Origin of the sequence: Palleronia abyssalis (assembly GCF_900302445.1) — a bacterium.
Lineage (GTDB): Bacteria > Pseudomonadota > Alphaproteobacteria > Rhodobacterales > Rhodobacteraceae > Palleronia > Palleronia abyssalis.
In genome coordinates, this window is record NZ_ONZF01000010.1 from 100,121 (window position 1) to 112,785 (window position 12,665).

12 protein-coding genes and 1 pseudogene are annotated in these 12,665 nt (G+C 57.3%); 9 read left to right on the forward strand and 4 right to left on the reverse strand.

Going from position 1 to position 12,665, the window contains the following annotated elements:
• Window positions 1-11 precede the first annotated feature (11 nt).
• From PAA8504_RS17260 to PAA8504_RS17270, 3 genes and pseudogenes are all read right to left on the reverse strand, one after another.
• Window positions 12-671 (reverse strand): annotated as a pseudogene (locus PAA8504_RS17260) (DsbA family protein).
• The gene (locus PAA8504_RS17265) at window positions 668-1,090 is read right to left on the reverse strand and encodes a disulfide bond formation protein B (RefSeq protein ID WP_108895398.1); all 423 of its coding nucleotides are present in this window, start codon (window positions 1,088-1,090) and stop codon (window positions 668-670) included. Before PAA8504_RS17265 ends, PAA8504_RS17260 begins: the two are co-directional and overlap by 4 nt.
• A gap of 5 nt (window positions 1,091-1,095) precedes the next feature.
• Window positions 1,096-1,698, reverse strand: coding sequence for an SCO family protein (locus PAA8504_RS17270; protein WP_108895399.1), 603 nt, complete (start codon window positions 1,696-1,698; stop codon window positions 1,096-1,098).
• Window positions 1,699-2,287: 589 nt separating this feature from the next.
• Between PAA8504_RS17270 and PAA8504_RS17275 the strand changes: the two genes are divergently transcribed.
• The 4 genes from PAA8504_RS17275 to ccmI are packed head-to-tail and all read left to right on the forward strand — an operon-like array spanning window position 2,288 to window position 6,465.
• The gene (locus PAA8504_RS17275; protein WP_108895400.1) at window positions 2,288-4,279 is read left to right on the forward strand and encodes a heme lyase CcmF/NrfE family subunit; all 1,992 of its coding nucleotides are present in this window, start codon (window positions 2,288-2,290) and stop codon (window positions 4,277-4,279) included.
• 1 nt (window position 4,280) lies between these two features.
• Window positions 4,281-4,835, forward strand: a complete 555-nt coding sequence (locus tag PAA8504_RS17280; RefSeq protein WP_442417781.1) for a DsbE family thiol:disulfide interchange protein — start codon at window positions 4,281-4,283, stop codon at window positions 4,833-4,835.
• On the forward strand, window positions 4,832-5,317 hold the full coding sequence (locus tag PAA8504_RS17285; protein WP_108895401.1) for a cytochrome c-type biogenesis protein: 486 nt from the start codon (window positions 4,832-4,834) through the stop codon (window positions 5,315-5,317). The genes PAA8504_RS17280 and PAA8504_RS17285 overlap by 4 nt, the downstream gene beginning before the upstream one ends.
• Window positions 5,314-6,465 carry a c-type cytochrome biogenesis protein CcmI gene (gene ccmI / locus PAA8504_RS17290; RefSeq protein ID WP_108895402.1) on the forward strand — a complete coding sequence of 384 codons (1,152 nt, stop codon included), beginning with the start codon at window positions 5,314-5,316 and terminating at the stop codon, window positions 6,463-6,465. Before PAA8504_RS17285 ends, ccmI begins: the two co-directional genes overlap by 4 nt.
• Before the next feature lie 97 nt (window positions 6,466-6,562).
• Here ccmI and PAA8504_RS17295 read toward each other — a convergent pair whose 3' ends face one another.
• The gene (locus PAA8504_RS17295) at window positions 6,563-8,713 is read right to left on the reverse strand and encodes a protein-disulfide reductase DsbD family protein (protein WP_245897680.1); all 2,151 of its coding nucleotides are present in this window, start codon (window positions 8,711-8,713) and stop codon (window positions 6,563-6,565) included.
• Between the two features lie 523 nt (window positions 8,714-9,236).
• On the opposite strand from PAA8504_RS17295, the gene PAA8504_RS17305 reads away from it, so the two are divergent.
• From PAA8504_RS17305 to PAA8504_RS17325, 5 genes are all read left to right on the forward strand, one after another.
• Window positions 9,237-9,665 (forward strand): MerR family transcriptional regulator, encoded by a 429-nt coding sequence (locus tag PAA8504_RS17305; RefSeq protein ID WP_108895404.1) that lies wholly within the window; start codon window positions 9,237-9,239, stop codon window positions 9,663-9,665.
• Window positions 9,666-9,747: 82 nt separating this feature from the next.
• Window positions 9,748-10,368 (forward strand): cation efflux transmembrane domain-containing protein, encoded by a 621-nt coding sequence (locus PAA8504_RS17310; protein WP_074837395.1) that lies wholly within the window; start codon window positions 9,748-9,750, stop codon window positions 10,366-10,368.
• A 69-nt stretch (window positions 10,369-10,437) separates the two neighbouring features.
• The gene (locus PAA8504_RS17315) at window positions 10,438-11,208 is read left to right on the forward strand and encodes a transglutaminase-like domain-containing protein (protein WP_108895405.1); all 771 of its coding nucleotides are present in this window, start codon (window positions 10,438-10,440) and stop codon (window positions 11,206-11,208) included.
• Window positions 11,198-12,163: a cation diffusion facilitator family transporter gene (locus PAA8504_RS17320; protein WP_108895406.1), complete on the forward strand. Its 966-nt coding sequence runs from the start codon at window positions 11,198-11,200 to the stop codon at window positions 12,161-12,163. Before PAA8504_RS17315 ends, PAA8504_RS17320 begins: the two co-directional genes overlap by 11 nt.
• Window positions 12,135-12,497 (forward strand): SpoIIAA family protein, encoded by a 363-nt coding sequence (locus PAA8504_RS17325; RefSeq protein ID WP_108895407.1) that lies wholly within the window; start codon window positions 12,135-12,137, stop codon window positions 12,495-12,497. The genes PAA8504_RS17320 and PAA8504_RS17325 overlap by 29 nt, the downstream gene beginning before the upstream one ends.
• Window positions 12,498-12,665: the final 168 nt, after the last annotated feature.

Genomic DNA, 12,665 nt, shown 5'->3' on the forward strand with positions numbered 1-12,665 from the left:
GCTTCCGCAAATCAGCTTTGGCTTGCCGCAACTTCCACTGCCACCAGGCTCCGCAATTCGGCCTCACCGAACGGATCGAGAGGCTTGCCGTTCACGAAGAACGTGGGCGTTTGGCGGACCCCAACGGTCTCGACATCGGCGCGGTCCTGGTTGAGCACCGCCACAACACCGGGGGCCAGCATCTGTGTCCGGGCAGCTTCGACATCCAGACCTCCGCTTGCGGCAATCTCAAGGATCAATCCGGGTGCCGGGGTCCCGTGAGACGCCCATCTGGGCTGCTCTCGCAAGACTGCCTCGAGCACGGGTTCAAACACGTCCTGCATGCGCGCCGCCTCGAGCACACGGATCGCTTCTACCGACGCCTCGCCGTGAAACGGCGTATAGCGGATTACAACACGCACCGCGTCTCCGTGCTCCGCCATGATATCCTCGACGACCGGATAGAAAGCGCGGCATGCCTCGCAGGCCGGGTCGAAGAACTCAACGATGGTTACGGGCGCATCCACAGGTCCAAGGATCGGGGAATAGGGCCGGATCAGCGCATCGGCCAATTCAGGGTCGATGGGATCGGCCGCGGCAATCGGGTCGGGGCGGGTGGCATATCAGGCCGCGCCGCCGAAACCGGCGACACCGAGCGCGAGAACGGACAGGATGAGGCCGCGTCGCTTCATTCTTGTGTTTCCTTCAGTGAGACGGCCGACAGCAGCCCGATCACCACGAAGGCGACAAGCGCCATCAGCGGAATCGGTACGCCGAGGACCAACTGGTTGTCATCGATGCAAGAGGGACCGGTCGCCGTGCAGGGCTGGATACGCTCGGGGACCAGCCCAACATAGAGGCCCATATGCCAAAACGCGACGGCGGCACCGCCCAAGGCCAGCGCGATCCCGTAGCGACCCACACGCCGGTCCTGCCACCAGAGCCCAAGCCCGAGGATGATGGCCAAGGGAAACATGAAGGCACGCTGAAACCAGCAAAGCACGCAAGGTGTCTGCCCCAGAACCTCGCCGATGAAAAGCACTGCAAGCGACGCGGTGAGCGCGATGATCCAGGCCAGCCCGAGGGCCGTCTCTCCGGAAAGTCGGGTCATGACGATCAGATCCTCTCTCTCAGATCGGCGAGGATCTCTTCGGCGGGCGTGCCGTAGGGCCAGGAGTCCGCGAAGCCTGCTTGCGTGTCGAAAAGGAAAAGATGCGACGTGTGACCCATCGTGTAACCGCCCGGCGCAGTCGAATGCTCGATCCGCTCAAAGAATATCGGAAAGGTTTCGGATGTCGCGGCCATCTGCTCCGGTGTACCGGTAAGCCCGATGATCCCTGCGTCGAACAGCGGCACATACTCGGCAAGTGCCGTCGGCGTATCCCGCTTGGGATCGATCGTTATGAAAATCGGCTGAACCATTGCCGCCTCATCGCCCAGGCCCTCCATCACGGCCGCGACTTCGGACAGTGTGGTCGGACAGACGTCAGGGCAATTGGTGAAGCCGAAGAAGACCAACATCCAGCGTCCTTCGAAATCTTCCGCTGTTTGAACCATGCCACGATGATCGGTCAGTTCGAAGTCAGCAAAAAACGGCGGTTCGTTCTCGGCTCGGGCAAGGTCGGCACGGTAGTCCAACCACAGCAACAGCCAGATGAAAACGAACGCCGCCACGCCCGCAAGCACCCACAATACCTTTTGAAGACCTGAAAGCCTCACGCCGCTCCGCCCGAATTGGATTCTCTAATTTGTGTGCGTTTACATCCTCTAGCTACTGTAGGTTCAAGCGTGATTCCTGCCCTGCGGCAGCACGTCACGCACCTGTGAAGTTAATGCTCTCTATTCAGCGCTTCAAAACCTGCCGTCACTCAATGTTTCGCTGCTTCGTCTGACCCTACGGGTGGCCATCGAGGGAAGGCAACGGCAAGTTCCGCTAAATCCGACGCCTGCGGAAAACGGACCTGCAGATATAAAGCTGCTACGCAGATGCACTGCAAGCATGAGTCATTTATTAAGGTATCAGTCTAAAATAACGCTTGAACCTACAGCAACTGCAGGAACTACAAACAACGCGAATCAACTGTCGGATTCTGCTCACGGCATGCACGCACAAAGAACTTCATCCCACTCGGTTTTCCGCCCACCCCCATCCCGTTTGCGATTCACAGAAGCGAACACAGGCGGAAAGTGGAGAATGTCGCGATATGATCTCACTAGAATGAACGATGAACGATGATCATGCTGAATTCCCCCAATGCAGAAACCTTGTCCGGCTCGGATGCAGAAGCGCTACTCAGGAGAACGCAAAATGACACCTGAGATCGGACAATTCGCACTTATCCTGGCGCTTGCCGTCGCGATTGTTCAAAGCATCCTGCCAATTGTCGGGGCAAGCACGGGGCGCGTGCTTTGGATGGAAAGTGCCAAGACGACAGCCGCGCTGCAGCTGGTGTTGGTTGCCATGGCATTCGGCGCACTCATGCGATCATTTGTTGTCAGTGACTTCACGGTTCGAAACGTGGTGGAGAATTCCCACTCGCTGAAGCCGATGATCTTCAAGTTTGCGGGCACCTGGGGCAGTCACGAAGGGTCCCTACTTCTCTGGACCCTTATTCTCGTACTTTTCGGAGCTGGGGTCGCGCTGCTGGGCAGAAACATTCCGGTTGGTCTCAAAGCGCGAACTCTATCCGTTCAAGCCTGGATCAGCGTCGGTTTCCTGAGCTTCATGCTCTTTACATCCAATCCGTTCGAGCGGGTGTTTCCGCCGCCTCTGGATGGCACAGACCTTAATCCTCTGCTGCAGGACATCGGGTTGGCGATGCATCCCCCGCTCTTGTATTTTGGGTATGTCGGCTTCTCGATCGTCTTCTCCTTTGCGGTCGCGGCTCTGATAGAGGGTCGGGTGGATCCCGCATGGGCGCGTTGGGTGCGGCCTTGGACTCTGACGGCCTGGATCAGCCTCACTGCGGGGATCGCACTCGGCTCTTGGTGGGCCTATTACGAACTTGGCTGGGGCGGCTGGTGGTTTTGGGACCCGGTTGAAAACGCATCCTTCATGCCATGGCTGCTGGGTACAGCACTCCTGCACTCCGCTATCGTCACGGAAAAGCGGGACACGTTCAAAAGCTGGACCATTCTTTTGGCCATCCTGACCTTTTCGCTGTCACTTCTGGGGACATTTATCGTCCGGTCCGGCATTTTGACATCCGTTCACGCGTTCGCGGTCGACCCGGCGCGCGGCGTGTACATTCTCGGCCTTCTTGGCGTGACCATTGTCGGCTCACTGACACTTTACGCATGGCGCGCGCCTCAGCTTGGATCGGGTGGCGTCTTTCGGCCAATCAGCCGCGAGGCCGGGCTTTTGCTCAACAACCTTCTGCTCGCGACCGCAACGGCGACCGTCCTTTTTGGAACACTCTATCCATTGTTTGTGGAAGCGGTGACTGAAGAAAAGATCTCTGTAGGACCACCGTATTTCAACGCGACGTTTATCCCTTTCATGCTGCCGCTCGTCATTATAATGGGAGTTGGCCCATTCCTGTCTTGGAAACGGGCCGATCTTCCCGGTATCTGGCAGCGGCTGCGCTGGGTTTTTGGTATCGCGATTGGTATTGCGGGGATCGTTTGGTACCTTCAGACAGACGGGCCCCTGCTTGCCGTGGTCTCGATAGGGATTGCAGCCTGGGTTTTTTTTGCGACGTTGCGCGAATGGACGCTGCGCATCAAGCTCTTTAATTTACCGCTTTCACAGTCTCTGCGTCGCGCACGAAACCTGCCGCGCGCTGCGCACGGTATGACGCTCGCGCATCTCGGCGTTGCAATGCTTGTGCTTGGATTCGTAGGTTCAACTGCTTGGAAAGAAGAACGTGTTCTTTTCGCAGAACCGCGGACGACCGTAGAAATCGCCGGTTTTGAGGTAGTATTTGACGGCGTCGAACGGTTGCGTGGTCCAAACTACATCGCACAACAAGGCCAGCTTCGCGTCTTGAAAGATGGACGGGAGATTGCGCTTCTTCGTCCGGAGCGCAGAAGCTATCCGGTCGCGGGGACTTCAACAACCGAATCTGCAATCAGATCAACGCTCACCGGAGATCTCTACGTCACCATCAGTGAGCCCGCGGCCGATACGGCGTCGGGCCAGTGGAATTTGCGCGTTCTCTACGAGCCACTGGTCAACTGGATATGGATCGGAGCGATGATGCTGGTGCTTGGCGGGTCCCTTTCGCTATCGGACCGCAGATTGCGGGTGGGTGCGCCGTCGCCAAAAAGCCGGTCGTCAGCGCTTCGACCGGCGGAATGATATGATGAAGAAAATCCTTCTCGCGATGCCAGCGCTGGTCGCAGTGATCTTGGGTGGATTTTTGTTCTGGGGGCTAAACCCGGCCCGAGATCCTAACGCAATCCCTTCCGCTTTGGTCTCCGAACCAGTTCCGGACTTTGAACTTCCACCGGTAGAGGGCACGCAGACACCCGGACTGTCGACCGCAGCTCTTCGTAGCATTGGCGAGCCGGTTTTGGTCAATGTATTCGCTTCATGGTGCGTGCCCTGTCGTGCTGAGCATGCGGTGCTAACCAGGCTTGTTGAACAAGACGGTATTCGGCTGATGGGGATTAACTACATGGACAAACCAGCAGATGCCGCAAACTGGCTGGAGGAGCTTGGCAACCCCTATGAAAGGATCGGATCAGACAGCGAGGGCCGGGTCGGTATCGAATGGGGTATTTCGGGGGTGCCTGAGACGTTTGTGATCGATGCAAACGATATCGTAGTATATCGCTACGTTGGTCCCATTGTGACGCCAGAGGCACAGGATGAAATTCGTGCTGCGTTGGCCGCAGCAGGTGGTCAATCATGAAGAGTTGGCTCTATTCACTGGTGCTGGTGCTTGCCGCAACAACCGCGGCATGGGCTGTGGAGCCAGATGAGTTGCTGGATGATCCAGTGCTTGAGTCGCGCGCCCGGGAGCTCTCAAAGCAGCTACGCTGCGTTGTCTGCCAGAATCAGGATATCGATAGCTCAAATGCGGGTGTTGCCCGAACGATGCGCACCTTGCTGCGCGAACGTCTGATTGCAGGTGAAACAAATGACGAGATCATTGCGTTTTTCGTAGATCGATATGGTGACTTCGTCCTGTTCAGGCCGCGCCTGAAACCCGCCACGTATCTGTTGTGGTTCGGACCAGCGGTTCTTTTTGCCGCTGGGATTGGCGTTGTCTTTGTCACAATCAGGCGCCGAAGCAGGGCCGTTCTTGATGGCACTGCTGATCCACTGAGCCCCGATGAAGAGCGTGAGTTCAAAGCCATTTTTCATGAAAATGAAGGACGGAGAGACCCATGATTTGGTTGGTATTATGCGCTATGGCATCCATCACTGTCCTTCTGTTCTTGTCCGGTCTCTATCGAACGGGTGAAGTCCTGAACAGAAAGGATGGAGCGTTGGTTATCCTCAAGGATCAGCTTTCCGAAATTGATACTGATCAAGAGCGGAATCTGATATCCGTTACCGAGGCCGAAGCGGCCAGGGTTGAAATCAAACGCCGCATTCTGGCTGCCGGTCGGCTTGCGACACGTGAGTCGTCGCGCGCAAGTGGGCGAAGCACCATCTTCGCGTCCGCCATTGCCACGCCCTTGGTAGCCTTCGCTCTGTATTCTCAAATCGGCTCGCCACAGATCGAAAGCCAGCCTCTGGCGTCTCGCGCATCTGAAACCCAGCAAGCCGCAAACCTCTCAGAGTTGACCCAGAGACTAAAAACCCGGCTTGAAGCAGACGAGTCTGGTGGACCAAGTGATGGTTGGGTTCTGCTCGGTCAGACCTATATGCGTATGGCTCGTTACGATGATGCCGCCGATGCATTCGAACGCGTCACTTTCCGCGACAATGCAGATATCTCAACCCTGTTGCTATATGCCGAGGCCTTGATCGCAGCCGAGAACGGGATCGTGACGCCGCAAGCGGAAAGCGTGATCGAACGTGCATCGGAGATGGACCCTGATGATCCAGGCCCAATTTTCTATAGGGCCCGGATCCTCGAACAGGACGGGATTCCAGATGAAGCGAGGGCGCTTTTGATCGAGCGTCTCGAGAGAGCGGATCGCGCCTATCCGTGGATGGAGCTTTTCCTGTCTGTCGCCAACCGATTGGGGGAACAGATCGGAGAGAACCCTGTCGCCCTAGCAGATTTCTTTCCGGACTCTCGGGACGCGCGTGGCCCCCGTGCGGCCGATGTCGAGGCCGCACAGGATATGTCAGTCGAGGAGCGCAGCGCTTTTGTCCGCTCCATGGTTGACCGCCTGGCGGCGCGATTGGCAGACGACCCAGACGATCTTGAAGGATGGCTACGGCTTGCAGAAGCGTACAGTGTATTGGGTGACTTTGATGCTGCCCAGAACGCCGCCGACAAAGCGCGCAGCTTGGCCGAAAGCCTTCCGGAAACGGACCCTACGCGTGCCGCCGCCACGGCCCGATTGGACCGGATCAAAAAATAGATTGGGGCCACGAGGTCTCAGATACATAACAGCTTTCTTTTCGCCTGAAACTGAACCATTGCAGGTTCCACCTCTCTGGAGCAATGCAGGCGCTTTTTCATCGTTTTCCGACGCCGCTGAGATTGGCAGCCGACAGCGCTTCGAGAACGGCATCCGCGGATAGCAATTCAGATAAAATGATGCCTTCAGGCGCATCTGGACCGTAGACGATGTTGAACGGAATTGCGTATCTGCCGTGCGCCTCGAGATAGGATTGGATTTTCGCGTCCGGTCGCGTCCAATCCGCGCGCATCGCAATCACTCCTTCTTCGCCAAGTGCTCCTAAAACTGGTTCACGATCCAGGACCAGGGTTTTGTTTGCTTTACAAGTGATGCACCAATCCGCAGTAACGTCCACGAATACAGTTTTGCCCTGCGACACTTCACGCGCGATCCGGGACCGGTCGAACTCGACCCAGTAAGAAGTGATCGAGTCTGTTACATCATCGGAGCTTTTTGGCAGCAGTGCAGGGGCCGCCAATGTCATGCCCAAAACCGCAGTCATTCCCCACAGCAAACCGTTACGAGGCTGAACCTGATAGGCTCTCGCCGCCAGTACGATGAGCCCAAGACCCAGCAGTACCAGGCCTGTGAGGGTTGGCGACGTCACACCAATCAAGACCCAGCATAGCCATGCAACGGTTCCGGCAAGCAGCAATCCGAGAACGATCTTCACGCTTATCATCCAGGGTCCCGGTTTGGGCAGTCGGGACAGGAAACCAGGCCAAGCGGCAACCAGAATATATGGCAGTGCAAGCCCAATCCCCATTGCTGTGAAAACCGCAAGTATATCGCCTGTCGTGCCAGAAAGGGCGAAGGCAATGGCTGTCCCCAGCAACGGGGCGGAACACGGCGTTGCAAGTATCGCAGCCAGAGCGCCGGTGGAGAAGTCTTCGGCATACCCCTGCCCAAAGCGGCCAGATAGCCTAACCATCCAGCTGCTGGGCAAAGAAATTTCAAAAACTCCAAACAAATTTGCCGCGAAGAGTCCCACAACGAGTATGAGTGCGATCAGGAAATATGCATTCTGAAACTGCACACCCCACCCAACGGCATATCCGAGCGTCTGCAGCGCTATGACCGCCAAGGCCAGCACCCACATGAAAGCAACGGTTCCCCCAGCCGTAGCGAGAAACCCCGCGCGCAATTGTGAAACGGAGCGATTCTTCATTCGGAGCGCCGATCCGAATTTGATCGATAGAACTGGCAAGACGCATGGCATTACGTTCAGTACCAACCCTCCTAGGAAGGACAGCAAGAGAATCGGGAAAAACTGACCCCTATCTTGGCTGGTCTCGGATGCGTAAGGTGGCGCAGGTACAACGTCGGTAGTGTTCACATCATCGAATGTAACCGCGACATCCTCGTCTACGACCGTAATTCGAAGGGAGGTTTGTTCCTCGCTTAACGCGAGAATCGGGATACTTGCCCAGAGACCGGTGCGATCACTTGTAAGGCGGATGTCGGGTGCGCCGAATGCAGAGCCTGCACCAAACTCTGGAAAAAGATCGGGATTGTTCCAGCCAGAAGGCCGCGTCATTTGAACAACCAATGCCTGATCCTGCTTCAGCGATGCGCCCGAGACCGCTATTGCACTTTCTGGCCCTGCAACAGGTACGCGAGCGGCCCATGTCGCGATATCGGTCGCGGCTTTCGCATCGACGCCCGTTCCCAATGGCACAGGGAGTGTCAATTCAAACCTTTCCGGAATGCACACATTGGAGCAGATCAGCAGATCGACGAGTCCCTTCAGCTCGGCCGCTCGATCAGAGTTCGCAAGCCGCAACTGCAATGGAAATATTACTTGTTTGGCATAGCCGAAATTTTCAATTCCGAAGGCGCGGAAACGCGTGGGTGCGGGCCAAAGCATGTCGACGGATTCAAGGTTTGTGGACCCCTTCCAATCGATCTCCGGCGGCAGGCCAACCTCGCCGGGCGACCGCCAGTACGCTTTCCATCCTTCCTCCAGTTCAATCTTTAAACCCGCCGAAAGGAACTGCGATCCCGGGGCGATTCCTGCTTCCGCGACGATCAAGCGCGCCGTCAGTACTTCGGAACGATACGCATTGGATTCCAAGGCGCGAACAGGGCTTGCCACTAAAACAAGAAAGAGTGCGAGACTGACAAGCAATCCCTGATACCCTGCCAAGGTTATACGCATATTCTGACCTCTTTTTTCTTCGCGCTCAGTCTCGGGAAGTTGCTGCAACGTGCTGTTCTCGAACGCGTTGCGATGCCGTCACCCCTCAAACAGTAGGCCCAGACAAGACTCCGAATAGCTAGGCGACAGCGATGCTCGTTTGGGCTTCCTGCAAAACAGTCTTTTTTCTGCGTCGAACACAAATTTGACCCGCTCTCCATGGTGTCGCGCTTATAGGCTAACGCTGTTTAAAGGTAAGTCCTCAACTAACTTTTCACGGTACCTCCGATAGTTCACCCGTCGAGTCTCGACGCCGGGCGGCAAAATAGTTAGATCACTGGAACAGCCAGATGAAAACGAACGCCGCCGCGCCCGCCAACATCCACAATACCTTCTGAAGACCTGAAAGCCTCACGCCGCTCCGCCCGAACTTGATTCTATATTTTGTGTGCGTTTACATCCTCTAGCTACTGTAGGTTCAAGCGTGATTGTCATCGGTCGGCCAACAATCACCGATCTGTGAAACTCAGGTGAAGCTTGTGATTCGCACCGCATAAAGCTACACCCACTGTAGGTAATGTGGGGAGCGGAAATGCTGACGATTGGGACGCTGGCGAAGAAGACCGGAACAAAGGTGCAGACCATCCGGTATTACGAGCAGATCGGACTTATGCCTGAGCCCGGCAGGACCGGGGGGGGCCAACGACGCTATGGCGACGCCGAACTCGACCGCTTGTCATTCGTCCGGCACGCACGGCAACTGGGATTCTCGTTGGACGCGATCCGTGAGCTCCTCGATCTCAGCGATCATCCGGGAAAGTCCTGCGCGGAGGCGGATGCAATAGCCCGTCGGCAACTCAAACAGGTCGAGCAACGATTGGCGCGGCTCGAGGCGCTGCGGACGGAATTGAAGCGGATGGTGCATGAGTGCAGCGGCGGGCAGACTTCAGACTGCCGTGTGCTCGAGGTGCTGCGTGACCATTCCGAATGCCTGACCGAGCATGAACAAATCGGTGCCTGAGCTATTTTGAGGACCTTTGATCGGAACGCAGAAAGCCCGGTGTTAGTTACTTATTGGCAATTTAATAATTTGGATACCCGGCATGGCGGAGCAGAGAAACGCAACGGAAAGACGCACACTCTGGATCGTGCTGGGTCTCAACATCGGGCTGGCAATCGCTTTCTTCGCCTCGGGCGCATTCGGCGATTCAAGCGCGCTTATCGCCAATGGCCTCGACAATCTGTCGGACAGTTTCGTCTACGCGATCAGCCTCTTCGCGCTGTCCCGCTCGGCCAAGTGGAAGCGCGGAGCGGCGAACGTTTCGGGCGGCCTGCTGATCCTCTTCGCCCTTGGCATCCTGTATGACGCCTGGCGCCGCTACGTCGGCGGATCGGATCCTCTTGGCACGATCATGATTGTCATGGCGCTGGTAGCGGCGGCCATCAACGCACTTTGCGTCTGGCTGCTGGCACGGCTTCGCGATCCAGACGTGAACATCCGAGCGGCGAATACCTTCAGCTGGAACGACTTCGCGGCCAATCTCGGAATCGTCGTCGCAGGCGGGCTCGTGGCTTGGCTCGGAACGAACTGGCCGGACCTTGTCGTGGGCGTGATTGTCGCCGGCATCGCGGCCTGGGGTGGCGTCGGTATCCTGAAAGACGCGCATGGTGAACACCACAAGGCGGTGCACGATGACAATCAGGCAAGTGAGGACATCGCCTGAAATCGGGGCTTGAAGCTATAGTGACTGTAGCAACTACATATTCTCGTGAACGATTCGAGGAGCTATCCCGTGAACCCCGCCGACCCTCATTCGGCCAAAACCCGGCTGCTGGATTTTGACGCGACCTCAATTGCAAAACTGATCGAGGAGCGCGGCTGGGCAGACCTTCCCAGCGAGGACCGAACTGGGGCCATCTATGATTTCGTCAGGAACGAGATTACCTTCGGCTACAACCGCGCCGACGACATTCCGGCGTCCGAGGTCCTCGCAGATGGCCACAGGCAGTGCAACACCAAGGGCACGCTCCTCATGGCCCTGCTGCGTGGCGTGGGAGTTCGCTGCCGACTGCACGGATTCACAATCCACAAGGCGCTTCAGAGAGGCGTCGTTCCGGAACTCGTCTATCCCCTCGCGCCGTCCGAAATCCTCCACTCCTGGGTAGAGGTGGACTTGGGGGACGGATGGGTCAATCTCGAAGGCTTCATCCTGGACGCGTCCTTCTTGCAAGCGTTGCAGCACGAATTCCGCGACACGGATAGTCTGTGCGGCTACGGGGTTGGAACGGAAAGTCTGAGCGCCCCGCCTGTCGCCTGGACCGGGAATGACACGTACATCCAGAAAACCGGTATTGCTCGCGATTTCGGAACCTTTGACGCGCCCGACGATTTCTACTCAAAGCACCGCCAGAACTTCGGATTTGTGCGCGACTTGCTCTATCGCCACGTCATCCGTCACTGGATGAATGCCAGGGTTCGCCGCATCCGCCGCCGAATCTTGCCGCCGGTCCCCGGATTCAATCGGCCGAACCACCGCCATGAGGAGACGAACCGTGCCGCATGATCACGGCCACGCCCACATCGATCCTCAATCCGGTGATCGTCGCGTCTCCATCGCCATCTGGGCCAACGGCCTCCTGACGGTCGCGCAGATCGTCGGCGGGATCCTTTCCGGCAGCCTCGCGCTGATCGCGGATGCCCTGCACAATTTCTCGGACATGGCGTCGCTGGTGATCGCCTTCTTCGCGCGTAAGATCGCTCGCCGCCCGGCGGACAAGCGCATGACCTTCGGCTATGGGCGGGTAGAAATCGTCGCAGCGCTCATCAACTACACGACACTGATCCTGATCGGCTTCTACCTGATCTACGAGGGTGGCATGCGCATGATCGACCCACCAGATGTACAGGGCTGGACGGTGGTGATCCTGGGCGGTGTGGCACTGGTCGTGGACACGTTGACGGCGCTGCTCACCTATTCGATGCAGAAAGGCAGCGTGAACATCCGTGCGCTCTTCCTGCACAACCTATCGGACGCTTTGGCCTCGGTCGCGGTCATCATCGGGGGCTCCCTCATCCTCCTCTACGACATGCGGTGGGTCGACCCGGCGATCACCATCGGCATCGCTCTCTACATCCTCTACCTCGCATTTACCGAGATCGGCGGTCCGATTCGGACGCTGATGCTCGGCAGTCCACCGGACATCGATAATGAAGCCGTCGTTGAGGCGATGCGGGGTGTGGATGGTGTCGCGGACGTTCATCACGTGCATCTGTGGCAGATGCAGGAGCACGAGGCGGCTCTGGACTGCCACGTCGTGCTGACAGCGGACGGCTGGGGTCAAATCGAAAAGGTCAAGGCCACGATCAAGGACCGGCTGAAGGACGATTTCAGCATCGGCCATTCGAGTCTGGAATTTGAGCACGAAGACCGCGCGCACCAAAACGCCAACCTTTACGGTCACGGCAAGCCGGAAGAAGAGGAGAAAAACCATGTTCACCGAGACACTGACAGATCATGACGAGATGATTGGCCTTGCCTGCGAGGGCAAGCTCAGCGAAAGTGACCTGAAGCGGATGCACGCCCTGCTTCATCAGCGCCTGCAAGAGACAAGCAAGCCCGGCCTGGTTCTCGATCTTACGAGGTTTGAAGGCTACGAGGGGCCGTCCGCTCTGCTCGAAGATCTGAAGATCGACACAGCCCATAGGAACGACTTCCGCCGCGTTGCTGTGGTGGGCGAAGGGGCTTTGATGGAGTGGGGCACCAAGTTCGCCGATGTGCTGACCAAGGCCGAACTTCGCCAGTTCGACCCCTCGGGAACGGATGCGGCAATCGCTTGGGCAAGTGAAAGGTAGGGGAGCTTTCAATCAGATGCCTTCGCAGAAGGCAGCATCTGTTCGAAACTAAAACATACGAACTACAGCAGTTGCGAGGCCCAAGAGCAATCCGAATTTTCTGAACATGGTCGCTCCTTTCGCAAAGGAGTAACTTCAGTACGGTGGCACTGCCCTTGCCGGAGCACT

Coding starts and splice junctions, on each gene's coding strand:
- PAA8504_RS17265 (WP_108895398.1), bottom strand. CDS start 1,090: ATGACCCGACTTTCCGGAGAGACGGCCCTCGGGCTGGCCTGGATCATC.
- PAA8504_RS17275 (WP_108895400.1), top strand. CDS start 2,288: ATGACACCTGAGATCGGACAATTCGCACTTATCCTGGCGCTTGCCGTC.
- PAA8504_RS17280 (WP_442417781.1), top strand. CDS start 4,281: ATGATGAAGAAAATCCTTCTCGCGATGCCAGCGCTGGTCGCAGTGATC.
- PAA8504_RS17285 (WP_108895401.1), top strand. CDS start 4,832: ATGAAGAGTTGGCTCTATTCACTGGTGCTGGTGCTTGCCGCAACAACC.
- ccmI (WP_108895402.1), top strand. CDS start 5,314: ATGATTTGGTTGGTATTATGCGCTATGGCATCCATCACTGTCCTTCTG.
- PAA8504_RS17305 (WP_108895404.1), top strand. CDS start 9,237: ATGCTGACGATTGGGACGCTGGCGAAGAAGACCGGAACAAAGGTGCAG.
- PAA8504_RS17310 (WP_074837395.1), top strand. CDS start 9,748: ATGGCGGAGCAGAGAAACGCAACGGAAAGACGCACACTCTGGATCGTG.
- PAA8504_RS17325 (WP_108895407.1), top strand. CDS start 12,135: ATGTTCACCGAGACACTGACAGATCATGACGAGATGATTGGCCTTGCC.